Source organism: Kocuria sp. NBRC 114282 (assembly GCF_030268385.1).
Lineage (GTDB): Bacteria > Actinomycetota > Actinomycetes > Actinomycetales > Micrococcaceae > Kocuria > Kocuria palustris.
In genome coordinates, this window is sequence record NZ_BSQO01000003.1 from 224,081 (window position 1) to 248,399 (window position 24,319).

At 69.9% G+C, this 24,319-nt stretch carries 21 protein-coding genes; 15 read left to right on the forward strand and 6 right to left on the reverse strand.

Going from position 1 to position 24,319, the window contains the following annotated elements; genetic code table 11:
* Positions 1–3 precede the first annotated feature (3 nt).
* From whiA to secG, 5 genes are all read left to right on the forward strand, one after another.
* Positions 4–981 (forward strand): DNA-binding protein WhiA, encoded by a 978-nt coding sequence (gene whiA, locus QSJ40_RS07155; protein WP_058870897.1) that lies wholly within the window; start codon positions 4–6, stop codon positions 979–981.
* A gap of 331 nt (positions 982–1,312) precedes the next feature.
* Positions 1,313–2,317 carry a type I glyceraldehyde-3-phosphate dehydrogenase gene (gene gap / locus QSJ40_RS07160; RefSeq protein WP_006213188.1) on the forward strand — a complete coding sequence of 335 codons (1,005 nt, stop codon included), beginning with the start codon at positions 1,313–1,315 and terminating at the stop codon, positions 2,315–2,317.
* A gap of 245 nt (positions 2,318–2,562) precedes the next feature.
* Complete coding sequence (locus QSJ40_RS07165) at positions 2,563–3,783, forward strand: phosphoglycerate kinase (RefSeq protein ID WP_251714972.1); 1,221 nt, start codon at positions 2,563–2,565, stop codon at positions 3,781–3,783.
* Positions 3,784–3,894: 111 nt separating this feature from the next.
* Positions 3,895–4,710, forward strand: a complete 816-nt coding sequence (gene tpiA, locus QSJ40_RS07170; RefSeq protein WP_251714971.1) for a triose-phosphate isomerase — start codon at positions 3,895–3,897, stop codon at positions 4,708–4,710.
* Between the two features lie 45 nt (positions 4,711–4,755).
* On the forward strand, positions 4,756–5,025 hold the full coding sequence (gene secG, locus QSJ40_RS07175; RefSeq protein ID WP_006213185.1) for a preprotein translocase subunit SecG: 270 nt from the start codon (positions 4,756–4,758) through the stop codon (positions 5,023–5,025).
* A gap of 73 nt (positions 5,026–5,098) precedes the next feature.
* Here secG and pgl read toward each other — a convergent pair whose 3' ends face one another.
* The 6 genes from pgl to tkt form a co-directional block, all read right to left on the reverse strand.
* The gene (gene pgl, locus QSJ40_RS07180; protein ID WP_058870892.1) at positions 5,099–5,866 is read right to left on the reverse strand and encodes a 6-phosphogluconolactonase; all 768 of its coding nucleotides are present in this window, start codon (positions 5,864–5,866) and stop codon (positions 5,099–5,101) included.
* Positions 5,863–6,915 carry a glucose-6-phosphate dehydrogenase assembly protein OpcA gene (locus QSJ40_RS07185; RefSeq protein WP_206390179.1) on the reverse strand — a complete coding sequence of 351 codons (1,053 nt, stop codon included), beginning with the start codon at positions 6,913–6,915 and terminating at the stop codon, positions 5,863–5,865. Before QSJ40_RS07185 ends, pgl begins: the two co-directional genes overlap by 4 nt.
* Positions 6,912–8,456, reverse strand: coding sequence for a glucose-6-phosphate dehydrogenase (gene zwf / locus QSJ40_RS07190; RefSeq protein ID WP_006213182.1), 1,545 nt, complete (start codon positions 8,454–8,456; stop codon positions 6,912–6,914). The genes QSJ40_RS07185 and zwf overlap by 4 nt, the downstream gene beginning before the upstream one ends.
* A 241-nt stretch (positions 8,457–8,697) precedes the next feature.
* Positions 8,698–10,323: a glucose-6-phosphate isomerase gene (locus QSJ40_RS07195; protein ID WP_006213180.1), complete on the reverse strand. Its 1,626-nt coding sequence runs from the start codon at positions 10,321–10,323 to the stop codon at positions 8,698–8,700.
* Between the two features lie 193 nt (positions 10,324–10,516).
* Entirely contained in the window at positions 10,517–11,623 is a 1,107-nt protein-coding gene (gene tal, locus QSJ40_RS07200) for a transaldolase (protein WP_006213179.1), read from the reverse strand.
* 117 nt (positions 11,624–11,740) lie between these two features.
* Entirely contained in the window at positions 11,741–13,870 is a 2,130-nt protein-coding gene (gene tkt, locus QSJ40_RS07205) for a transketolase (protein ID WP_285729825.1), read from the reverse strand.
* Between the two features lie 335 nt (positions 13,871–14,205).
* Here tkt and QSJ40_RS07210 point away from each other — a divergent pair, with 335 nt between their 5' ends.
* From QSJ40_RS07210 to QSJ40_RS07255, 10 genes are all read left to right on the forward strand, one after another.
* Positions 14,206–15,198 (forward strand): heme o synthase, encoded by a 993-nt coding sequence (locus QSJ40_RS07210; RefSeq protein WP_006213177.1) that lies wholly within the window; start codon positions 14,206–14,208, stop codon positions 15,196–15,198.
* A 128-nt stretch (positions 15,199–15,326) separates the two neighbouring features.
* A complete protein-coding gene (locus QSJ40_RS07215) occupies positions 15,327–16,226 on the forward strand; it encodes a dihydrodipicolinate synthase family protein (RefSeq protein WP_006213176.1) in 900 nt (299 codons plus the stop codon).
* Positions 16,223–17,230: an ABC transporter ATP-binding protein gene (locus QSJ40_RS07220; RefSeq protein WP_285729826.1), complete on the forward strand. Its 1,008-nt coding sequence runs from the start codon at positions 16,223–16,225 to the stop codon at positions 17,228–17,230. Before QSJ40_RS07215 ends, QSJ40_RS07220 begins: the two co-directional genes overlap by 4 nt.
* A complete protein-coding gene (locus QSJ40_RS07225; protein ID WP_280613526.1) occupies positions 17,227–18,033 on the forward strand; it encodes an ABC transporter permease in 807 nt (268 codons plus the stop codon). The genes QSJ40_RS07220 and QSJ40_RS07225 overlap by 4 nt, the downstream gene beginning before the upstream one ends.
* Before the next feature lie 120 nt (positions 18,034–18,153).
* Entirely contained in the window at positions 18,154–19,221 is a 1,068-nt protein-coding gene (locus QSJ40_RS07230; RefSeq protein WP_285729827.1) for a COX15/CtaA family protein, read from the forward strand.
* Between the two features lie 236 nt (positions 19,222–19,457).
* Complete coding sequence (locus QSJ40_RS07235; protein WP_285729828.1) at positions 19,458–20,195, forward strand: helix-turn-helix transcriptional regulator; 738 nt, start codon at positions 19,458–19,460, stop codon at positions 20,193–20,195.
* A 79-nt stretch (positions 20,196–20,274) separates the two neighbouring features.
* Positions 20,275–21,726, forward strand: coding sequence for a Fe-S cluster assembly protein SufB (gene sufB, locus QSJ40_RS07240; RefSeq protein WP_053447386.1), 1,452 nt, complete (start codon positions 20,275–20,277; stop codon positions 21,724–21,726).
* A gap of 97 nt (positions 21,727–21,823) precedes the next feature.
* Positions 21,824–23,053 (forward strand): Fe-S cluster assembly protein SufD, encoded by a 1,230-nt coding sequence (sufD, locus tag QSJ40_RS07245; protein WP_053448252.1) that lies wholly within the window; start codon positions 21,824–21,826, stop codon positions 23,051–23,053.
* A 64-nt stretch (positions 23,054–23,117) separates the two neighbouring features.
* Positions 23,118–23,879, forward strand: coding sequence for a Fe-S cluster assembly ATPase SufC (gene sufC / locus QSJ40_RS07250; protein WP_006213169.1), 762 nt, complete (start codon positions 23,118–23,120; stop codon positions 23,877–23,879).
* A gap of 28 nt (positions 23,880–23,907) precedes the next feature.
* The gene (locus QSJ40_RS07255) at positions 23,908–24,258 is read left to right on the forward strand and encodes a metal-sulfur cluster assembly factor (RefSeq protein ID WP_006213168.1); all 351 of its coding nucleotides are present in this window, start codon (positions 23,908–23,910) and stop codon (positions 24,256–24,258) included.
* The last annotated feature ends 61 nt before the right edge of the window (positions 24,259–24,319 follow it).

Consider the following 24,319-nt stretch of genomic DNA (forward strand, 5'->3'; position numbering starts at 1 on the left):
CTGATGTCCCTCACGGCATCGGTCAAGGAGGAGCTCGCCCGCACCGAGGTCACCAAGGCCTCGGAGCGCCGCGCTGAGCTCTCCGCCGTCCTGCGCTTCTCCGGCGGCCTGCACATCGTCTCCGGGCGCATCGTCATCGAGATCGAGCTGGACACGGCTGCGGTTGCCCGGCGCATGAGGTCCATCGTCATCGAGGAGTTCGGCCACGCCTGCGAGCTCGGCGTGATCTCCGGCGGAGGAGGACTGCGCCGAGGCAGCAACTACGTGCTGCGCGTGGCACGGGATGGCGAGGCCCTGGCCCGCCGCACCGGCCTGCTGGATGCGCACGGACGACCGGTGCGCGGGCTGCCTCCGGTCGTGGTCAACGGCTCGGTCGGCGATGCCGCCGCCGTGCTGCGCGGCGCCTTCCTCTCCCACGGCTCGCTCACAGAGCCCGGGCGCTCCGGTGCCATGGAGTTCACCTGCCCCGGCCCCGAGGCGGCTCTAGCGCTGGTGGGTGCGGCCCGTCGCCTGGACGTGATCGCCAAGGCGCGCGAGGTCCGCGGCGGCGACCGGGTGGTGATCCGCGACGGAGATGCGATCGCCGCGCTGCTGACCCGCATGGGCGCCCATGACTGCCTCATGACGTGGGAGGAGCGGCGCATGCGCAAGGAGGTCCGTGCGACCGCCAACCGCCTCGCCAACTTCGACGACGCCAACCTGCGCCGCTCGGCGCAGGCAGCCGTGGCCGCCGGCGCGCGCGTCGAGCGGGCCATGGAGATCCTCGGCGACGACGTCCCCGAGCACCTGCGCATGGCCGGCGAGCTGCGCCTGGCCAACAAGCAGGCCTCCCTGGACGAGCTGGGGCGCCTGTCGGATCCGGTCCTGACCAAGGACGCGATCGCCGGGCGCATCCGCCGACTGCTGGCCATGGCCGACCGCCGCGCCGAGGAGCTGGGCATCGCCGGGACCGAGGGCGGGGAGCCGGGCGAGCGCGCCTGAGCCGGAAGGCGACCTCCGGGCCGCCTCCATCGGCCTGAATGTTGGTTTGTGTGTGTTTCTGCGCCGAGGGCGCCCGAGGAAGTCGGGCTTTTCTCTGCGATCCTCTGGGCAACTGCGGTCCATGCCACTAGACTGAAACGGACGAGAGGCTGAGGGGCCCCGAACGACAGCGTCGATCCGGGAGCGCCCGGACGGACGTGTGAACAGTTGCGTTCCCTCGGAAGCCCACTCAACCTCGAGCGATCAGAAGTGCGCCCGGCTCTGAACCGCTGGGACGGACTGGTCGCGCACTCGTCGAACGACGTCACCTCAGACAAGGAGATCGATCGCAGTGACCATCAAGGTTGGCATCAACGGCTTCGGCCGCATCGGACGCAGCTTCTTCCGCGCAGTCCGCGAGCAGGGCGAGAACATCGAGATCGTCGCCGTGAACGACCTCACCGAGGCGCAGACGCTGGTTCACCTGCTGAAGTACGACTCCATCAACGGCCGCTTCCCGGGTGAGGTCTCGCTCGAGAACGACACCCTCACCGTGGACGGGCACGAGGTCAAGCTGCTGGCCGAGAAGGACCCGGCGAACCTGCCCTGGGGCGAGCTCGGCGTGGACATCGTCGTGGAGTCCACCGGCTTCTTCACCAACGGCGACGCTGCCAAGGCTCACCTGGAGGCCGGCGCCAAGAAGGTCGTCCTGTCCGCTCCGGGCAAGAACATCGACGGCACCTTCGTGTTCGGCGTCAACGCGGACTCCTACGATCCCGCCACGCAGAACATCGTCTCCGGCGCGTCCTGCACCACGAACTGCCTGGCTCCCATGGCCAAGGTCCTCAACGACGAGTTCGGCATCGAGCGCGGCCTGATGACCACCATCCACGCATACACCTCGGATCAGCGACTGCAGGACGCCCCCCACAAGGACCTGCGCCGCGCCCGTGCCGCCGCCCTGAACATGGTCCCCACCACCACCGGTGCGGCCGCGGCCGTCGGCCTCGTGCTGCCGGAGCTGCAGGGCAAGCTGGACGGCTTCGCCGTGCGCGTTCCCACCCCCACCGGCTCGCTGGTGGACCTCACGATCGACGTCGCCAAGGACGTCACCGTCGAGTCGGTCAACGCGGCCATGAAGAAGGCCGCCGAGGGCCCCATGAAGGGCATCATCGAGTACAGCGAGGATCCCATCGTGTCCAAGGACATCGAGGGCTACCCGGTCTCGACCGTGTTCGACGCCCCGCTGACCAAGGTCATCGACAACCAGGTCAAGGTCATCGCCTGGTACGACAACGAGTGGGGCTACACCTCCCGCCTGGTCTCCCTGACGAACCTGGTCGCCTCCAAGTTCTGATCGAGCCTCTGCACGACCGCCTGCTCGGCCCCGGCCGGCACCTGGTCGTGAGGCACCTCGCGCGCGGGGCACTGCAGCTGTTCGCTGCGGCGCCCCGCGCGCTGTCGTCTGCGCACCCGCGCACCGACATCGGAGCTGCAACCGCCGTTCCGCCCGCGCAGACGGGATACTGGAGGCAGTCCGCGCCGTGGACCCGCCGGACCCCGCGCGGGCACCGCCAGAAGCCACAAGAAGGGAACACCGCCATGGCCAAGTCACTGGATGATCTGCTCGCCGAGGGCGTCTCGGGACGCCGCGTCCTGGTCCGCTCCGATCTCAACGTGCCGCTCGACGGCTCGACCGTCACCGACGACGGCCGCGTCCGCGCCTCGCTGCCCGTGATCACCAAGCTCTCGGAGGCAGGCGCCCGCGTCATCGTGTGCGCCCACCTGGGCCGCCCCAAGGGCCAGGTCGATCCCCAGTACTCGATCGCCCCGGCTGCCCAGAAGCTCGCCGAGCTCTCGGACCTCGACGTCCAGGTCGCCTCCGATGTCGTGGGCGAGGACGCCCAGGCCAAGGCCGAGGCGCTGAGCGACGGCCAGGTCCTGGTCATCGAGAACGTGCGCTTCGATCCCCGCGAGACGTCCAAGGACGAGACCGAGCGCCAGCAGTTCGCCCAGGAGCTCGCTGCCCTCACCGGTGAGAACGGTGCGTTCGTGGGCGATGCCTTCGGTGCCGTGCACCGCAAGCACGCCTCCGTCTACGACGTCGCCAAGATCCTGCCGTCTTACCTGGGCGATCTCGTCAAGACCGAGGTCGACGTCCTGACCAAGGTCGTCTCGAATCCCGATCATCCGTTCGTGGTCGTCATGGGCGGATCCAAGGTCTCGGACAAGCTCGCCGTGATCGAGAACCTCATCGGCCGCGCCGATCAGCTGCTGATCGGCGGCGGCATGGTCTTCACCTTCCTCAAGGCGCAGGGCTACTCGATCGGCTCCTCGCTCGTGGAGGACGATCAGCTCGACACCGTGAAGGGCTACCTCGATCGCGCGGCGGGGGAGGGCACGGAGATCGTCCTGCCCACCGACATCGTCTACGCGGCCTCCTTCAGCGCCGACGCCGAGCACGAGGTCCGTCCCGTCGAGGACATCGAGGGCGGCTCCATCGGCGACTCCGGCATGGGCCTGGACATCGGACCGGACTCCGCCAAGGCCTTCGCGGAGGCCATCCGCGCCGCCAAGACGATCTTCTGGAACGGGCCCGCGGGCGTGTTCGAGATGGAGGCGTTCTCCGGCGGCACCCGGGCGATCGCCGAGGCGCTGGCCGAGGGCTCGGGCATGTCCGTCATCGGCGGCGGCGACTCCGCAGCCGCCGTGCGCACGCTCGGCTTCTCGGACGACCAGTTCGGACACATCTCCACCGGCGGCGGCGCATCCCTGGAGTTCATCGAGGGCAAGGAGCTGCCGGGCGTCGCCGTGATGGGCTGATCCGCTCCCGCTTCATCGCCGCCGTCGTCGTGCCGAGCACGGGCCCGCACGACGACGGCGGCGCAACCCCGCACCGACAGGCCCCGTGGGCCGCACACGAAGGAGACTCCCATGACCTCGCAGACCAATGGCGCATTCGATCGCACTCCGCTGATCGCCGGCAACTGGAAGATGAACCTCGACCACCAGCAGGGCGTGGCTCTGCTGCAGAAGCTGGCGTGGACGCTGCAGGATGCCAAGCACGACTTCGACCGCGTCGAGGTCGCCGTGTTCCCCCCCTTCACCGCCCTGCGCTCCGTGCAGACCGTCGTGACCGGCGATGACCTGCCCGTGCGCTTCGGCGGCCAGGATCTCTCCGATCAGGATTCCGGCGCCTACACCGGCGACATCTCCGGGGAGATGCTGGCCAAGCTCGGCTGCACGTACGTGCTGGTCGGGCACTCCGAGCGCCGCACGATCCACGGCGAGACCGACGAGCAGTGCCGGGCCAAGATCGAGGCCGCCCACCGCCACGGCCTGACCCCGGTGCTGTGCGTCGGCGAGGGCCTCGAGGTCCGCGAGGCCGGCCAGCACGTGGAGCACACGCTGGAGCAGGTCCGCGGCTCGATCAAGGGCCTGCCGGCCGAGAAGGTCGCCCAGCTCGTCATCGCCTACGAGCCCGTGTGGGCCATCGGCACCGGCAAGGTCGCCGGACCGGAGGATGCCCAGGAGATGTCGGCGGCCATCCGCGCCGAGCTCGTGAAGATCTACGACGAGCAGACAGCCCAGTCGACCCGCATCCTCTACGGCGGCTCCGTGAAGTCCAAGAACGTCGCGGAGATCCTGCGCGGCAAGGACGTCGACGGCGCCCTGGTCGGCGGTGCCAGCCTCGATGCGGATGAGTTTGCTAGCATTGTGAAGTTCGAGCAGCACCTCACGACCGACTGATCTCGCTCGGTCGGCTGCCCGGACCACGACTTCAGAGGGAGATCCATGGAGATCCTGCAAGACATCCTGCTGGGGATCATCGTCCTCACCAGCGTTCTGGCGGTCGTCCTGGTCCTGCTCAACAAGGGCAAGGGCGGCGGACTGTCGGACATGTTCGGCGGCGGCATGACCCAGTCGCTGAACACGTCGGGCGTCGCGCAGAAGAACCTCGTGCGGCTGACCACCACGGTGATCATCGTCTGGGCTGTGTGCATCGCCGCCTACGGCATCTCGATGCGTTTCGTGGAGACCGCGGCTCCGACCGCTGGACTCTGAGCCGCAGTCGCCGCAGGAAGGAGGCCCTGCCTCCCCTTCTCGGGGAGGCAGGGCCTCTTTCCTGTGCTCCGTCTCAGCCGCGGCCCTCGGGAAGGGCGTCGGGCGTGCCGTAGAGGCGCGTGCTGACGGTGCCCCGGGCACCGCAGGCCGGCGTCTGCTCGAGCGGACCTCCGGCCAGCAGGCGGCCCACGGCCTCGGTCTTGTCCTCGCCGGCCACCACGAACCACACGTGGGCGGCGGTGCGGATCAGCGGCAGCGTCATGGACACGCGCAGCGGGGGCGGCTTGGGGGAGTCGTGGACGGCCACCACAGTGGCCTCCTCGATCTCCAGCTCCGGACGCCCCGGGAACACCGAGGCCACATGGCCGTCCGGGCCCACGCCCAGCAGGGCGATGTCGAGGGGCGGAAGCCCGCCGGTGCCCTGATCGGCGGCCGCAGCGCGAAGCTCGTCGAGGTAGTCCTGCGCGGAGTCCTCCGGCGTGGAGAACTCATCGGCGCTGCCGATCACGTGGACGTTCTCCGGCGGCAGCTGCAGTTCGGGGGCCGCGGCGGTCACGGCGTCCATGGCCTGCTGCACATTGCGCTCGGAATCGCCGCGGGGCAGGAAGCGCTCATCCGACCACCAGAAATCGATCCGGGACCAGTTCAGGTCCTGCTCCGTGGTCCGCGAGGCCGCGGCCAGAGCAGCGACTGACTTGGTGCCCATGGTCCCGCCGGTGAGGGCGATGGAGGCGCGGCCGCGCTGCTGCTGGGCCTGCGCGAGGACCGCGATCGCCTCGCGGGTCACCAGGTCGGCGAGCTCGTCCTTGGACGAGGCGGTGCGGATCTCGGGTGCGCTCATGACCGCTCCTCCGTGAGGTGCTCCTGCTCGGCTGCCTCGGCGTCGGCCTCCTGGCCGGAGACCCACAGCTGATCCGTCGATTCTGCGGGATCCGCGAATCCGGACTCGGCGGGGGACTGCCCGGCCTGGAACAGGGTCTCGAAGTCGACCACCGCGCGCAGGACGTCGCCGTAGACCTCATCCGGGTCCAGGCGGCGCAGCTCCTCGGCCAGGCAGGCGCTGAGGGTCCGGTGCGGCAGGGCGACCGTCTGGTCGTGCTGACCGGGCTGGCTCAGCGTGGCCAGGGTGTCGCCGGGGCGGTCCAGGACGATCTCGCCGTCCTCGCGGACCAGGCGGACCGTGTCCAGGCCGTGCTCGCAGCGCTCCGAGTGCTCCAGGCGCACGGGGCAGTCCAGCCGAGAACCCAGCCAGGACCCCAGCAGCCGGACGCGGGAGGAGTCCTCGGCGCCGGTGATGACGACCTCGACCATGGGGCTGGGCGGGGCCTGCTCGTAGGCCGCCGAGAGCTGGACGCGCCACATGGTCAGCCGCGTCCAGGAGATGTCGGTATCGCCGGGACGGTAGTTGGCCGCCAGGTCTGCCAGCGTCTGCACGACGTCCTCCGCGGTGGTGGAGTCGGTGATGCGGCGGTGGGCGATCCGGCCGATCGACGACGCGGCGGGGCTGACCGGCACCCGATGCGGCCACCAGGCCACGATAGGGGCGTCCGGCAGCAGCAGCGCCGAGACCAGGGTCTCGGACGGCTCGGCGAGCTCGCCGTAGCCGTGCAGCACGACGACCTCCGAGGCACCGGCGTCGCCGCCGGCGCGGACCTGGGCGTCCAGGCGCGTGGAGTCGTTCACGGAGTGCGCCACGTGCATGATGATGCGGCACGGGTGCTCGTGGGAGGCCTCGATCGCGGCATCCAGGGCCTTCTCGGAGTGCCCGGCTTCGGCCACGATCACGAGCGTGAGGACGCGGCCCAGGGTGACCACGCCGCTCTCCTCGCGCAGGCGCTGCAGGGTCTTGTCGACGTCTGCGGTGGTGGTGTTCTCGAGGGTGATGATCACGGTCGCCTCCAGGTCCTTCCTTCTCGCTGCATCAGCCGGTCCGCCGATGCGGGTCCCCAGGAGCCGGGGGCGTAGGTCTCGGGGCGCACGTCATGGGCGGCCCAGTACTGCTCGAACGGGTCGAGGATCTTCCAGGACAGCTCGACCTCCTCGTGATCCGGGAACAGCGGCGGCTCGCCGAGCAGCACGTCCAGGATCAGGCGCTCGTAGGCCTCGGGGGAGGACTCGGTGAACGCATGGCCATAGCCGAAGTCCATGGTGACGTCGCGGATCTCCGACTGCGTGCCGGGGACCTTCGAGCCGAAGCGGATCGTCACGCCCTCGTCGGGCTGGATGCGGATCACGACCGCGTTCTGACCGAACTCCTCGGTGTCGTGCGGGGTGAACAGGCGGTTGGGGGTGCGCTTGAAGATCACGGCGATCTCGGTGACGCGCCGGCCCAGGCGCTTTCCGGCCCGCAGGAAGAACGGCACGCCCTGCCAGCGGCGGTTGTCGACCTCGAGGCGCAGCGCCGCGAAGGTCTCCGTGCGCGAGTCCGAGGGGATGTCCTGCTCCTCGAGGAAGCCCTTGACCTCCTCGCCGCCCTGAAGGCCCTCGCCGTACTGGCCGATGGCCGAGGACTCGCCGAGGTCGTCGCCGAGCACGACGGCCGAGAGGACCTTGGCCTTCTCGTAGCGCAGCGCACGGGCGGTGAAGCTGCCGGGCTCCTCCATGGCGGTCAGCGCCAGCAGCTGCAGCAGGTGGTTCTGGATGACGTCGCGGGCCGCGCCCACGCCGTCGTAGTACCCGGCGCGGGTCCCGATCCCGATCGACTCCGCCATGGTGATCTGCACGTGATCGATGTGGTCGGCATTCCACAGGGGCTCGTACATGGCGTTGGCGAAGCGCATGGCCAGGATGTTCTGGACCGTCTCCTTGCCCAGGTAGTGGTCGATCCGGAAGATCGCGTCGTGGGAGAACACGCTCTCCACGATCGAGTTGAGCTCCTTGGCGGATTCGAGATCGTGGCCGAAGGGCTTCTCGATGACCACGCGGCGCCAACCCTCGGCCTCGGGGTTCTCCGCCAGGCCGTGCTCGGCCAGCTGCTGGCACACGAGCTCGAAGGCCTTGGGCGGGATCGAGAGGTAGAAGGCGTGGTTGCCCCGGGTGCCGCGGTCCTCATCGAGCTCGGCGAGGACCTCGGTCAGGCGGTCGTAGGCGGCGGAGTCGTCGAACTCGCCCTGCACGAAGCGCAGGCCGGCGGCGAACTGCTGCCACACGGTCTCCTGGAACTCGGTGCGGGCGTTGGCCATCACCGACTTGCGGGCGTAGGCGGCGAAGTCCTCGTGGCTCCACTCGCGGCGTCCGAAGCCGACCAGCGAGAACGACGGCGGCAGCAGGCCCCGGTTCACGAGGTCGTACATGGCGGGCAGCAGCTTCTTGCGGGCGAGATCGCCCGTCACGCCGAAGAGCACGAGGGCCGACGGTGCGGCAACGCGGGCGAGGCGGCGATCGCGGGGATCGCGCAGCGGATTGGTCGAAGGAGGTGCGGAATGCGGCACGGGGCTCCTCTGGAGAGCAGGGCTGGGGTGCGGGCACGACGTCGGGTGCGCGGAGCATCCGAGGACGTCGGGCGGGGACGAGACTACTCCTGCCCGACGACGGCCGAGCGGCGACGGCGGGGGAGCAGCGCGAGAACGCGGCGAGAGCCGGGTCCGGCGTGCGCGGCGCCGCCGCCCTGACAGCGGGCGACGGCGCGGCGCAGGCTGAGGCCGGATGGGGTCCGGTTCTGCCAGGACCGGGTCAGCGGCCCAGGATCGCGTGCAGGACGTCGAGCACCTGGCTGACGCCGGTCTCGCGATCGGTGAGGCGCAGCTGTAGCACGGGGCGGTCGTGCTCGCGCAGCACCTGGGCGTCGCCGTCGGCCTGGGCGGAGATCAGCTCGCCGAAGGTGAAGTCGCCGCCCGGGATGTCCAGGTCGGTGTCCGAGGCTGCAGTGATCTGCAGGAACGAGCCCACGGGGGTGCCGCCCTTGTGGAACTGACCGGTCGAGTGGAGGAAGCGCGGGCCCCAGCCGAACGTGGTGGGACGTCCGGTGATGCTGGCCAGCAGCGGACGGGCATCCTCGAGCTCGGTCCAGGTCAGACGGTCGAAGTACGCCTGGACAGCCAGGTAGCCGTTGTCCGGCAGCGTCTTCAGCAGAGCCTGGATGGCCCCGCGCAGGTCATCGGCTCCGTCCAGCAGCGAGGCGTCGCCGCGGATCTCCACGGAGCCGTCGACGAGGTCCGCCGGAGTCGGCTCGGGCTTGTCCGCGAGCACGGCGCGAGTGGCGATCTTGGCGGACTCGACATCCGGCTGATCGAACGGGTTGATCTTCAGCAGGGCGCCGGCCACGGAGGTGGCCACCTCCCACAGCAGCATCTGCGCGCCGAGCGAGCCGGCGACCGCCACGGCGTCGACGTCTCCAGTCAGGACGCTCTCGTCGTCCGAGGCCACCAGCAGCGCCGGCAGGACGTCGGCGGCCACGGGGGCCTGCAGCTCGGGAGCGTCCTGGCCCACGACGACGGGGAGGATGCCGGTGCCCAGCTTGCCGGTCGACTCTGCGATCAGCTGCTCGGCCCAGTCGGCGAATCCGACGATGCCGGAACCGCGGTCCTGCAGCACGATCTTGTCGCGCAGCGGCGAGGTGCCGCCAAGGGCCGCACCGAGGCGCAGAGCCAGGTTGTCCTCGGCGTCCTCGCGCAGCATCTCGGCGGCGGCCTCGGCGTCATCCAGCAGGGCGGTGATGTCTGCGCCTGCCAGCCCCGAGGGGACCAGGCCGAAGGCCGTCAGGGCGGAGAAGCGCCCGCCCACCGAGGCATCGGCGTTGAAGACGGCGCGATACCCGGCCTCGCGGGCGGTCTGGTCGAACGGGGAGCCCGGATCGGTCACGACCACCAGACGGCGCGCCGGATCGATCCCGGCATCCGTGAAGGCCTTCTCGAAGGCGCGACGGGCCGAGTCGGTCTCGACGGTCGAGCCGGACTTGGAGGAGATGATCGCCGCGGTGCGGCCGATGCGATCCGACAGCGCCGCCTGGACCATCACCGGGTCCGTGGAGTCGAGCACGAACAGCTCCACGCCTGCGGTGCGGGTGATGACCTCGGGGGCCAGCGAGGAGCCGCCCATGCCCGCGAGCACGAAGCGGTCGACGCCCTCGGCCTCGAACGCCGAGCGAAGCTCGAGGATCTCCTCGATCAGGGGGCGGGAGACGTCGTGCGCCTCGACCCAGCCCAGGCGCTTCGAGGCCTCGTCCTCGGCGTCGGCGCCCCACAGGGTGTGGTCCTTGGCGAACAGCCGCGAGGCGAAGCGGTCCTCGACGAGCTGCGGCACGTGGCGATCGATGGCTTCGCGGGCGGCGCCCGCGGCGGTGACGGAAAGGGTGCTCATGATGTCCTCTCGATGAGCGGGGCTCCGGTTCGGCCGTCGGCGGCCGATCTGCCTCGCGATCCGATGCTTGAAGTCCTGCGATGCTGCGGTCCTGCGGTGCGTCGGCCCGTCCGCTGCGGCGACGGCCGGAGCGGACGGGCCGACGGGGGCCACCGGACAGCGAGCAGACGCGAGATCCGGTGGCCTGAGGGACTCAGCGCGAGGAGTCCAGCGCCGACTGCACGGTCTCGAGCAGCTCGGCCCAGGAGGCCTCGAACTTCTCGACGCCCTCCTTCTCGAGCAGGTTCACGACCTCGTCGTAGTCGATGCCCAGCTCGGCCAGGCGGTCCAGGTGCGCGTTGGATTCGTCATAGGTGCCAGTGATCGTGTCGCCGGTGATCTCCGAGTGATCGGCCACGGCGTCCAGGGTCTTCTCCGGCATGGTGTTCACGACGTCGGCGGCCACCAGTCCGTCCACGTAGAGCGTGTCCGGCAGCGACGGGTCCTTGGTGCCGGTCGAGGCCCACAGGGGGCGCTGGGCGTTGGCGCCGGCCGAGGCCAGGCGCTTCCAGCGCTCCGTGGAGAACGCCTCCTGGTAGACCTGGTAGGCCAAGCGGGCATTGGCCAGGCCTGCCTTGGACTTCAGCGCGGTCGCCTCATCGGTGCCGATGGCATCCAGGCGCTTGTCGACCTCGGAGTCCACGCGGGAGACGAAGAACGAGGCGACCGAGTGGATCTTCGAGAGGTCCTTGCCGTTCTCCAGCGCCTGCTCCAGACCGGTCTGGAAGGCGTTGATGACGGCACGGTAGCGCTCGAGCGAGAAGATCAGGGTCACGTTGACCGAGATGCCCTCGGCCAGCGTGGCCGTGATCGAGGGGAGGCCGGCCTCGGTGGCCGGGATCTTGATCAGCACGTTGTCGCGATCGATGGTCTGCGCCAGGCGCTGGGCCATCTCCGAGGTGGCCTGGGCGTCATTCGCCATCCGGGGATCGACCTCGATCGAGACGCGGCCGTCCTTGCCCTGGGTCGCCTGGGCGATCGGGGCGAAGACGTCGCATGCGTCGCGGACGTCGTCGGTCGTGATCCGGAGGACGGCCTCGTCGACGTCGACGCCCTCGGCGGCCAGCTCCTTGACCTGAGCCGCGTAGGACTCCCCGTTGGACAGCGCGCCAGCGAAGATCGTGGGGTTCGTGGTCACGCCCACGACGTCCTTGGTGTCGATGAGCTCCTGCAGGTTGCCGGTGCTCAGACGCTCGCGGGAGAGGTCGTCGAGCCAGATGGAGACTCCGGCCTGGGAGAGCTTGGCAGTGGTGTCGGTCATGATGATGCTCCTGTGATGTCGAAGGATCGTCAGTGCGTCTGCGGTGCAGGCGACGCTGCGTGGTCGTGCTGGGGCCGGTGACTGCGGCCGACGGATCGGTCGCAGTCACCGGGTGCGTCACTTCGCGGCGGCGATGGACTCCTGGGCCTTCTCGACGACGGCCTCGGCGGTGATGCCGAACTCGCTGTAGAGGCGCTCGTAGGCGGCGGAGGCGCCGAAGTGCTCGAGCGAGACAGCGCGGCCGTTCGAGCCGAGCAGGTCGTTCCAGGACATGGCGATGCCGGCCTCGACGCTCACGCGGGCGGTGAGCTCGCGGGGGATCACGGACTCGCGGTAGTCCTGGTCCTGGGCGTCGAACCACTCGCGGCACGGCATGGACACGACGCGCGCGCCGATGCCCTTCTCCTTGAGCTGCTCGCGGGCCTCCACGGCCAGCTGCACCTCGGATCCGGTGCCGATGAGGACGACGTCCAGGGACGTGCCCTCAGGGGCGTCGGCCAGGACGTAGCCGCCCTTGGCAGTGCCCTCGGCCGAGGCGAAGGCCTCGCCCTCGCCGTCCGGGTGGATGTCCTCGCGGCGGAACGTGGGGACGTTCTGGCGGGTCAGCGCCAGGCCGGAGGGGCTCTCCGTGGTCTCCATGATGGTCCGCCAGGCCACCGAGGTCTCGTTGGCGTCGGCCGGGCGCACGACGTTCAGGCCCGGGATGCCGCGCAGCGAGCTGAGCTGCTCGACCGGCTGGTGCGTGGGGCCGTCCTCGCCCAGGCCGATCGAGTCGTGGGTCCAGATGTAGATCGACGGGACCCGCATGACCGCGCCGAGGCGCACTGCCGGGCGCTGGTAGTCCGAGAAGATCAGGAACGTGCCCGAGAAGGCGCGCGTCTGCGACGACATGGTGATGCCGTTGACGATGGCGGCAGCGGCGTGCTCGCGGATGCCGAAGTGCAGGACGCGTCCGTACGGGTCCGCCGAGAACTTCTTGGTGGTGCGGCTGGACGGGTTGAACGAGTTGGCCGACTCGATCGTGGTGTTGTTCGATCCCGCGAGGTCGGCGGAGCCGCCCCACAGCTCGGGGAAGGTGTCGGCGATCGCGTTGATGACCTTGCCGGAGGCCGCGCGGGTGGCCACGGTCTCACCGGCAGGGAACTGCGGGAAGGCCTCGGCGTAGCCCTCGGGGAGGGTGCCGTCGCGCAGGCGGTCGTAGAGCTCGGCCCGGTCCGGGTGGGCCTGGCGCCACTCGGCGAAGCCCTTCTCCCACTCCTCGCGATCGGCCTTGCCGCGCTCGACGAGCTCGCGGGTGTGCGACAGGACCTCGTCCTCGATCACGAAGCTCTGCTCGGCGTCGAAGCCGAGGACCTTCTTGGTGGCCGCGAGCTCCTCGGCACCGAGCTTGGAGCCGTGGATGCCGCCGGTGTTCTGCTTGCTGGGCGCCGGGTAGCCGATGATCGTCTTGAGGCAGATCAGCGACGGGGCGGAGGTCTCCGCCTCCGCAGCCCGAATGGCGTCGTGCAGGGCCTGGACGTCCTCGACGTACTCGTTGCCGTTGGGGCCGCCTGCGGTCCAGTCCACGGTCTGGACGTGCCAGCCGTAGGCCTTGTAGCGCTCGGCGACGTTCTCGGTGAACGCGACGTCGGTGTCGTCCTCGATCGAGATCTGGTTCTGGTCGTAGATCGCGATGAGGTTGCCGAGCTCCTGGTGCCCGGCCAGCGACGACGCTTCAGAGGTCACGCCCTCCTGGAGGTCGCCGTCGGAGACGATCGTGTAGACGCGGTGGTCGAACGGGGACTGGCCCGGAGCGGACTCGGGGTCGAAGAGCCCGCGGGTGTAGCGCTGGGCGTAGGCGAAGCCCACGGCCGAGGAGAGGCCCTGGCCCAGCGGGCCGGTGGTGATCTCCACGCCGGCCGTATGGCGGTACTCCGGGTGGCCCGGGGTCTTGGAGCCCCAGGTGCGCAGCTCCTCCAGGTCCTTCATCTCCAGGCCGAACCCGCCCAGGAAGAGCTGGATGTACAGCGTCAGCGAGGTGTGGCCCGGGGAGAGGATGAAGCGGTCGCGGCCGGTCCAGCGATCATCGCTGGGGTCATGGCGCATGACCTTCTGGAAGAGCAGGTAGGCGGCCGGGGCCAGGCTCATGGCCGTCCCGGGATGTCCCGAGCCCACCTTCTCCACGGCGTCCGCGGCGAGCACGCGGACGGTGTCCACGGCGCGGCGATCGACATCGGTCCAGGTGAGTGTCTGATCAGACTGAGACACAGGTGCACTGTCCTTTCTCGGGGCGCATGGCACCGCTCGCACGTGCGGCGATGCCGGAGTTGTGGATCCAGCCTAGATCACACGTCGGTCAGCGGAAGGGGTGATTCCGTGGTTTGCCTGAGGGCGTAGTCGATGCCTCCTCCGGTCGCATCGCCGGTGATGCGTCGCGGGCCACGGCGCGAGCGGCCATGAGGGTCTAGACTGACCAGATCATCCCCGTCGCACGCCATCCGCCAGGCGCCGCGCACACTCCTTCCGGGCCCGGGTCGGCCTGGACGACGGGGAGTCCGTTTCCGAGTCGTCGACCCCGTTACCGTTCCAGGGAGTCAGTTCACGTGAGTTCAGCGCAGGTCTCCAGGCATGCAGCACCGACCGGTCCCCAGGATCCGTCGGATGCGCGTCGGGAGAGCGGGCGGACCACACCTGGTCAGCGCGTGCGGGCGTACCTGCAGCTGATGAAGCTGCGCATCGTCGAGCTGCTGCTCGTGGCCACGGTGCCGACCATGATCTTCGCCCACCACTACCACGGCAACGGCGGCTTCCCGAGCATCTGGCTGATCCTGGTCACCCTTGTGGGCGGCACGCTCTCCGCAGGTGCCGCGGGCGCCTTCAACTCCTACATCGACCGCGAGTCCGACCGGCTGATGAAGCGCACCTCCAAGCGCCCGCTGGTCACCCGCGTGGTCAACGACTGGGAGGCCCTGGTCCTGGGCTGGGTCCTCTCGGTGGCCTCGGTGCTGCTGTTCGCCCTGGCGGTCAACGTCCTGTCGGGCGTGCTGACGGCCGCGGCGATCTTCCTCTACGCGGTGTTCTACTCGATCATCCTCAAGCGGCGGACCAGCCAGAACATCGTCTGGGGCGGGATCGCCGGCTGCATGCCGGTGCTGATCGCCTGGGCCGCGGTGACGGGGACCGTCGAGTGGCCGGCCGTCGTGCTGTTCGCGGTGATCTTCCTGTGGACCCCGCCCCACTACTGGCCGCTGTCGATGAAGTACTCGGACGACTACGCCCGCGCCGGGATCCCCATGCTCGGGGCGATCGCCTCGGATGGGCGCGTGGCCAGCCAGGTCGTGCTCTACGCCTGGGCCACCGTCATCTGCTCGCTGCTGCTCGTCCCGGTCGGCGGCGCTGGCTGGGTCTACGCCGTGGTCACGCTGGCCGCCGGAGCCTGGTTCCTGCTGCAGTGCCACCGGCTGCTGGGGCTGGCCGGCCAGGCTGAGCCCACCTCCACACAGGCCATGAAGGTCTTCCACGGCTCGATCACCTATCTGAGCCTCGTGTTCGTGGCCGTGGCGCTGGATCCGTTCCTCGGCGGACCGATCCTCTGAACGTCGCGCACCTGACGCACGGCGACCCTCGCGCCCGCCGACCAGCCGGTTCGCGCTGAGTCCCCGTTCCCCGGACCCGCACGGGTCGCGGCCCCATCACTTCCTCCAGAATCGAGAGCACGCTCAGGATGGACTTCTCCGGGCTGATCGCCTATCCGGTCACACCGTTCACGACCGCCGGCGCCGTGGACCTGCCTGAGCTCGCCCGCCAGGTCGAGGTCCTGGTCGGCTCGGGCGTGGACTCGATCTGCGTGCTCGGCACGGCCGGCTCCTTCGCCTATCTGAGCTCCGAGGAGCGCGCCACCGTGGTGCGCACGGCCGTCCAGGCTGCCGCGGGCTCCGGGATCCCCGTGGGAGCCGGAGTCTCCGCCATGACGACCCAGGACGTCCTGGAGCTGGCGTGGGACGCGGAGAGTGCCGGAGCGGACGGCCTGGTGCTGAACCCGCTGTCCTATGTGGCCCTGCGCTCGCCCGAGATCGCGGATCAGGTCGAGACCGTGGCCTCGTCGGTCGCGCTGCCGCTGTGCCTGGACAACAACCCCTCGACCACCGGCTTCGTCTACCCCGTGGACCTGGCCGCCGAGCTGAGCGATCTGGGCAACGTCGTGGCGTTCAAGGACACGGTCGACTCCGAGCGCGCCCTGCAGAACCGTCGCCACCTCTTCCTGGAGCTGGCCGAGCCCGGGACGAGCTTCGGGATCGCCGGGACCTCGCTGATCCTGAACTCGGCCGATGCCTCGATCGCCTGGCACACCGGCTTCGCCGCCGCACTGCCCCGGGAGTGGGTCGCGTTCCGCGCCGCCGCTGCGGCCAGGGACGTCGAGCTCGTGGATCGCTGGCGCCGGGCGTTCTCCCCGCTGATCGAGGTGCTGCGCTGGGAGCGGCCGCTGAGCTCGCTCTACGCCCTCAATGACATCTGCGGCATGCGCACCGCCCCGCCGAGGCGGCCCCTGCACCCGGTGGGCACGCCCAGCCGCGAGCGCATCCGCTCGGCCGTCCGCGATCTGCGCGCGGAGATGCAGCAGTGACGGCCGCGCTCGAGATCGAGGACCTGGTGATGGCGTTCCCGCAGCGCCGTGCGCCCAGCCGGCGACGCCGGGGGAGCCGCGACCCCGACACGGGCGTGGACACGCCTGGGCCGCGCCCGAGGCTCCGGGCCGTGGACGGCCTGAGCCTCACGGCCCGTAACGGCGAGGTCACCGCGCTGCTGGGGCCCAACGGGGCGGGCAAGACGACCACGCTCGAGTGCGCCCAGGGCCTTCGGCGGCCCACCTCCGGGACCGTCCGGTTGCTGGGCGAGCAGCCCTGGGGCGCCCGACCGGAGCTGCGCGCCCGCGCCGGCGTGATGCTGCAGGACGGCGGCCTGCCGCAGTCGGTCAGGGCGGGGGAGTACCTGCGCCACATCAGCGCGATGTACCAGGACCCGGTCCCGCAGCACGAGCTCCAGGCGCGCCTGGGCATCGGCTCCTTCGCCGGAACCCCCATCCGGCGGCTCTCCGGCGGCCAGCGCCAGCGCGTGTCGCTGGCCGCCGCGCTGGCCGGAAGGCCGGAGATCGTCTTCCTCGACGAGCCCTCGGCCGGCCTCGATCCCCAGTCGCGCGCGGTGGTCTTCGACCTGATCGACGAGCTGCGCGGCGACGGCACCGCCGTCATCCTCACCACGCACCTGCTCGACGATGCCCAGCGCCTGGCCGACCAGGTGGTCATCGTGGATGAGGGCCAGGTCCGCGCCTGCGGCTCCGTGCAGGAGCTGATCGACGGCGACGGCCGCTCCGGAGCCCTGCGCGTGGAGCTCACCGCCGCCCAGCAGCAGCGCTGGGCGCAGCATCCCCCTGAGCTCGTGCAGCGCCCGGACCTGCAGGTCAGCGCGGAGGGAGCCCGGATCGTGATCAGCGGTGCGACGCGCCCGCAGGAGCTGGCCGAGCTGAGCCAGTGGCTCGCGGCCACCGGCGAGCTGCCCCTGTCCCTGAGCCTCCAGCCCCGCTCGCTGGAGGACGTCTTCCTGGAGCTGTCGGGGAGGCAGATCCGATGACCGAGAGGACCATCCTGTCTCGTACTGCTTCCGAGGACCCGGCCCCGTCGCGGCCGGCCCCTGCTGGCCGGCGCGTCGCCGCCCAGGCCGCTTACGAGACGCGCACCATGCTGCGCAACGGCGAGCAGCTGCTGCTGCTGATCATCCTCCCGGTCATGGCCCTGTTCGCCCTGACCTGGATGGATCTGCTCGACGGGGCGCTGCCGGCCGGTGCCGAGAGGATCGACCTGGCCGTGCCCGGGGTCCTGGCGCTGTCGGTGATCTCGAACGCGTTCTCCGGCCAGGGCATCCAGACCGGCTTCGACCGCCGCTACGGCGTGCTCCGGCAGCTGTCCACCACGCCCCTGGGCCGGTTCGGGCTCATCGCCGGCAAGCTCGGCGCCATCCTGGCGGTGCTGGCCGTGCAGACGGTGCTGATCTGCGGGATCGGTCTGGCCCTGGGCTGGCGGCCCGAGCCGCTGTCCGTGCTGGCCATGCTGCTGATCCTCGGGGTGGGCGCCGCGGTGTTCACCGGGCTGGGCCTGCTCGTGGCCGGCACGCTGCGCGCTGAAGCCACGCTGGCCGTCGTCAATCTGCTGTGGGTCCTGCTGGCGGCAGCCGGCGGAACCCTGGGCCCGGCCGCAGCCCTTCCGGGTGTGCTCGGCTGGGCGGCTTCGCTGCTGCCATCGGCTGCGCTGGGGGAGTCGCTGCGCATCGTGCTGGTCGGCACCGGCCACGGCCCCCTGGTGCTGCATCTGGCGGTCCTGGCCGTATGGGGCCTGCTCAGCTGGGCGGCGACCGTCCGTCTGTTCCGCTGGAGCTGAGATTGCGCACGGGCCTCCGGCTCCGGTCCGCGTGCACAGGGTGCGGGACTAGACTTGTCGGGCGCCCGGCGCTCCGGTCGCGCAAGCACTGACCCCCTTTCAGATCCTGGACGTGAGCACGTGAGCACCCCTTCCTCGGCCCCGACCGCCTCGGACTTCGGCGACGACCCGCGGGAGGCTCTGGGGCCCGGACCCGAGCCGCGCAGCGATCGAGCTCCGATCGGCTTCTTCCTGCGCGGCGAGGTCGACGGATGGGTCCGCTTCACGGCCTGGGCCTCCCTGGCGGCCAACATGCTGCTGATCCTCACCGGCGGCCTGGTCCGGCTCACCGGCTCCGGCCTCGGCTGCCCCACCTGGCCCCGGTGCACGGACGAGTCCTGGACCAACACCTCGGAGATGGGCATCCACGGGTTCATCGAGTTCGGCAACCGCACTCTGACGGGCGTGCTCATGATCGTCGCCGTGCTGGCCTTCCTGGCCGTCGTGCGCATGGCCCGCCGTCACGCGTCGCTGTTCGTGCTGACCCTGCTGCTCGGTCTCGGCATCCCCGTTCAGGCTGTGGTCGGCGGCGTCACGGTGCTGACCGGTCTGAATCCGTGGATCGTGGGCATCCACTTCATGATCTCCTCCGCCATGATCGCCATGGCCGCGATGCTCGTGAATCGGACCCGTCGGCTGAGCCTGGAGCACGTGGCGCAGGCGGAGCTGGCCGGACAGTCGCCGCAGCAGCGCGGCCCGATCCGTGGGCTGCTCATCGCACTGGCCGTGTTCGCGGCGCTGAGCATCTACCTGGGCACGCTGGTCACCGGCACGGGTCCCCACGGCGGCGACGCCGGCGACGTCGTGCGGCACACCTTCGACGCCCTGGTGATCGCCCGGCTGCACGCTCTGCCCGCCTACGCCGTCGTCGCGCTGGTGCTGATCGGACTGCTCGTCGGCCGCCGAACCTGGCCCATGGCGGTGCGCCGGTCGCTGCAGCTCGTGGGACTCGTCGTGATCATGCAGGCGCTGATCGGCTTCTACCAGTTCTTCAACGGCCTGCCGATCCTGGTGGTCGCGCTGCACCTCATCGGCTCGGCCCTGTTCGTGGCCGTCGTGTCCATGGCGGTGGAGAAGGGCTTCCACGTCACCTCCGAGGCTCCCGTGCTGACGGAGGCCGAGCGCCGCGACGGGCCCGTCACCGTCTGAGGGCGCATCGAAGCCCGCACCGGTTCGGGAGGGGCCGCTGGAATCCGTCGCAGCGGAATCCAGCGGCCCCTGTGCGTTCTGCGCCTGATCGAGTCGAAGGATGAGGTTCTCATCACATCCCGGCCTTTCTGAGGGTGACCTTGCTAGGAACGCGGAATGAATTTGGACATACTCGAGTTGTGTATTGGACAGGGTCCGCATCACGGACCCCCGAGACGGCGAGAGGCGGTACGAGCATGGTCCAGACGGAAGTCAGGAGCGCGCGCAGCACCGAGGACGCCGCCGAGTCCACCACCCGATCCCGGATCCTCAACGCCGTCCTGGAATCCGGACCCGTCTCCGCCAGCGAGATCGCAGCGCGGATGGGCCTCACGGCCGCCGCAGTGCGCCGTCACCTGGACGCCCTGGAGCGGGATCGGTTCATCGAGGTCACCCTGGTGCGCCGCCCCGGAGCAGGTGCGGGTCGCCCCGCCCGTCGCTACGTGGTGGCCCCGGAGGGCCACGAGCGTCTGGGCAACGACTACCTCGAGGTCGCCCACGACGCCCTGCGCACCCTGCGCGAGCTCGGGGGAGAAGAGGCCCTGCGAGGCTTCGTGCAGCGTCACCAGCAGCGCATCGAGAGCCGGTACCGCCCGGCCGTCGAGGCTGCAGGGGAGGACGTCGCCGATCGTCTGGACGCCCTCGTGCGCCAGATGGCCGCTGACGGCTACGCCGCCAGCTCCACCGTGGTGCAGGTCGGCTCCCAGCGCCGCGGAATGGCCTCCCTGCAGCTGTGCCAGGGGCACTGCCCCCTGCTCGAGCTGGCAGAGGACCACCCCGAGTTCTGCGAGGCGGAGACGAGGATGATCGGCTCCCTGCTGGGCGTCGACGTCCGTCGGCTGTCCACGCTGGCCTCCGGGGCGCACGTGTGCAACACGCATGTGCCCCTCGAGCGCCGGGACGAGGATCCACCACGCAGCGCCGAGTGCACCTGAGACTTTCCCTCACCATCCGAACCAACGCGGTCGACCGGGAAGAGCCCGGATCGGCAGCAGACCACCAGAGGAGGCCGTCGTGACAGATGTGACACACGCCAACGACACCACCATCTCCGACATCCTGGAGAAGAACCCCGAGCTCGAGGGCATCGGGACGTACGAGTACGGCTGGGCCGACAAGGACGTCGCGGGAGCCTCCGCTCGCCGCGGCATCGACGAGGACGTCGTGCGCGACATCTCGGCGCGCAAGAACGAGCCCGAGTGGATGCTGAACCTGCGCCTGAAGGCCCTGAAGTTCTTCCAGCGCAAGCCCATGCCCACCTGGGGCGCGGACCTGTCGGGCATCGACTTCGACAACATCAAATACTTCGTGCGCGCCTCCGAGCAGCAGGCCGGCTCCTGGGAGGAGCTGCCCGAGGAGATCCGCGACACCTACGAGAAGCTGGGCATCCCCGAGGCCGAGCGCTCCCGCCTGGTGGCCGGCGTGGCCGCGCAGTACGAGTCCGAGGTCGTCTACCACCAGATCCGCGAGGACCTGGAGGCCCAGGGCGTCATCTTCATGGACACCGACACCGCGCTGCGCGAGCACCCGGAGTTCTTCGAGGAGTACTTCGGCACGGTCATCCCGGTGGGCGACAACAAGTTCGCCGCGCTGAACACGGCCGTGTGGTCCGGCGGATCGTTCGTCTACGTGCCCAAGGGCGTCCACGTGGACATCCCGCTGCAGGCCTACTTCCGCATCAACACGGAGAACATGGGCCAGTTCGAGCGGACGCTGATCATCGCGGATGAGGACTCCTACGTCCATTACATCGAGGGCTGCACCGCGCCGATCTACAAGACGGACTCGTTGCACTCGGCCAACGTCGAGATCATCGTCAAGAAGAACGCCCGCGTGCGCTACACGACCATCCAGAACTGGTCGAACAACGTGTACAACCTGGTGACCAAGCGCGCCATCGCCCACGAGGGCGCCACCATGGAGTGGGTCGACGGCAACATCGGCTCCAAGGTCACCCAGAAGTACCCGGCGGTCTACATGACCGGCGAGCACGCCCGCGGCGAGACCCTCTCGATCGCCTTCGCCGGCGAGGGCCAGCACCAGGACACCGGCTCCAAGATGGTGCACGTCGCCCCGCACACGTCGTCGTCGATCGTGTCCAAGTCGGTGGCCCGCAACGGCGGTCGCTCCGCCTACCGCGGCCTGGTCCAGGTCCGCGAGGGCGCCCACCACGCCAAGTCGAACGTGGTCTGCGACGCCCTGCTCGTGGACACCGTCTCGCGCTCGGACACGTACCCCTACGTCGACATCCGCGAGGACGACGTCTCCATGGGCCACGAGGCCACAGTCTCGCGCGTGTCCGAGGAGCAGCTGTTCTACCTCATGCAGCGCGGCCTGCCGGAGGACGAGGCCATGGCCATGATCGTGCGCGGCTTCGTGGAGCCGATCGCCCGCGAGCTGCCCATGGAGTACGCGCTCGAGCTCAACCGCCTGATCGAACTGCAGATGGAGGGATCCGTTGGCTGATAAGCCCAGCACCGCCGCAGCACCCGGCACCACCACCCCCGAGGAGGATGTGGTCGACGGCGTGCGCACCGATGAGGCGCGCATCGCCATCCCCGGGATGACCCAGGAGGGCGAGAAGCTCGCCACCGCCATGGTCGAGTCCGAGGAGGAGGCCATGGGGGTCTCCGCCTCGCAGGAGGACGGCAAGGTCAAGGGCACCAAGATCGCCGGCACCTCGCGCGCCGATCGGCAGGCGTCCTACGACCTCGCGGACTTCCCGGAGCTGACCGGGCGCGAGGAGGACTTCCGGTTCACCCCGCTCAAGCGCCTCAGGGGACTGCACACGGATGAGCTGACGGGGCCCGCCCCGGCGGTGACCGTGTCCGGCTCCGATCGCGTGCGCGTCGAGACCGTGGGCCGCGACGACGCCCGCGTGGGCTCGGCCGGCATCCCCGAGGACCGCCTCTCGGCCAGCGCCTGGGCCGCCTTCCAGGAGGCCACCGTGGTGACCGTGCCGGCCGAGGCCGAGATCGACGGCACCGTGATGATCGAGATCGAGGGCACGAGCCCGGATCCGGCCGCCTCCCACCTGGTCGTGGTCGCCGAGCAGTTCTCGAAGGCGCGCATCGTGCTGCGCCACCACGGCTCGGCCGTGGTCTCGCAGAACGTCGAGTTCTCGATCGCCGATTCGGCGAACATCACCGTGGTCTCCCTGCAGGAGTGGGAGGACGAGGGCACCGTGCACGCCTCGGCGCAGCACGTCTCGCTCGGCCGCGACTCGCGCTTCAAGCACGTGGTCGTCTCCCTGGGCGGCGACACCGTGCGCGTGACCCCGTCGGTGCGCTTCCGCGCACCGGGTGCCGACGTCGAGATGTACGGCCTGACCTTCGTGGACGACGGCCAGCACCTCGAGTCGCGGCTGTTCGTGGATCACTCGCAGCCCAACTGCCGCTCGCGCGTGACCTACAAGTCCGCGCTGCAGGGCGAAGGCGCCCACGGCGTGTGGGTCGGCGACGTCCTGATCCGCCCGGCCGCCGAGGCCACCGACACCTACGAGCTCAACCGGAACCTGATCCTCAACGACGGGCCCCGGATGGACTCGATCCCCAACCTGGAGATCGAGACCGGAGTCATCGCCGGCGCGGGCCACGCCTCCACCACGGGGCAGCTGGATGCCGAGCACCTCTACTACCTCATGTCGCGAGGCATCCCGGAGCGCGACGCCCGCGCCCTGGTGGTGCGCGGCTTCCTCTTCGAGATCCTGCAGCAGATCGAGGACGAGAGCATCGAGGAGCGCCTGCGCGAGATCGTCGAGGCCGAGCTGGCCAACGTCGAGCGCGGCGCCTGAGGTCCCGCCACCGAAGCACCTGCCGATCACGGCACCCACACCTTCACCATTTCAGGAGAGACTTTTGAGCACTCTGGAGATCAAGGACCTTCACGCATCGGTCCTGCTCGACGACGAGAACAGCAAGCAGATCCTCAAGGGCGTGAACCTCACCATCAACTCGGATGAGGTCCACGCGATCATGGGGCCCAACGGCTCCGGCAAGTCCACGCTGGCCTCGACCATCGCGGGCCACCCCAAGTTCCGCGTGGACTCGGGCGACATCCTGCTGGACGGCGAGTCCGTCCTGGAGATGTCCGTGGACGAGCGGGCGCGGGCCGGGCTCTTCCTGGCCATGCAGTACCCGGTCGAGATCCCGGGCGTGACCACCTCCAACTTCCTGCGCTCGGCCAAGACCGCCGTCGACGGCGAGGCCCCCGCTCTGCGGACCTGGACCAAGGACGTCAAGGAGGCCGTCGCTCAGCTGAAGATGGATCCGCAGATGATCCAGCGCAACGTGAACGAGGGCTTCTCCGGCGGCGAGAAGAAGCGCATGGAGATCATGCAGCTCGAGCTGCTCAAGCCCAAGATGGCGTTGCTGGACGAGACCGACTCCGGCCTGGACATCGATGCCCTCAAGGTCGTGTCCGAGGGCGTGAACCGCGCCAAGGCCGCCAACGGCATGGGCGTCATGCTCATCACCCACTACACCCGCATCCTGCGCTACATCGCTCCCGATCACGTGCACGTCTTCGCCGACGGCCGCGTGGTGGAGCAGGGAGGCCCGGAGCTGGCCGAGCAGCTCGAGGCCGAGGGCTACGACAAGTACGTCGCTGCCGCCAAGTGACCGGCTGAACCCGGACGAGGAGGACACCATGACCGAAACGACCGCCGACGCGGGCCAGGTCCCCGCGGGCGCGCCGCAGATCTCCGAGGTCGAGGACGCGCTGAAGAACGTCATCGATCCCGAGCTCGGCGTGAACATCGTCGATCTGGGCCTGCTCTACGGCGCCTCCTACATGGAGGACGGGGCCCTCAAGCTCGACATGACGCTGACCACGGCGGCCTGCCCGCTGCAGGACGTCATCGAGGAGCAGGTCGAGCAGAACCTCGGCCCGCTCGTCGACGAGTGGCACGTCAACTGGGTCTGGATGCCGCCGTGGGGCATGGAGCGCATCACCGAGGACGGCCGCGACCAGATGCGGGCCCTGGGCTTCAACATCTGACCCGCCTGCGGCGCACGACAGCGCCCGGTCGCGCAGCTGATCAGCTTCGCGACCGGGCGCT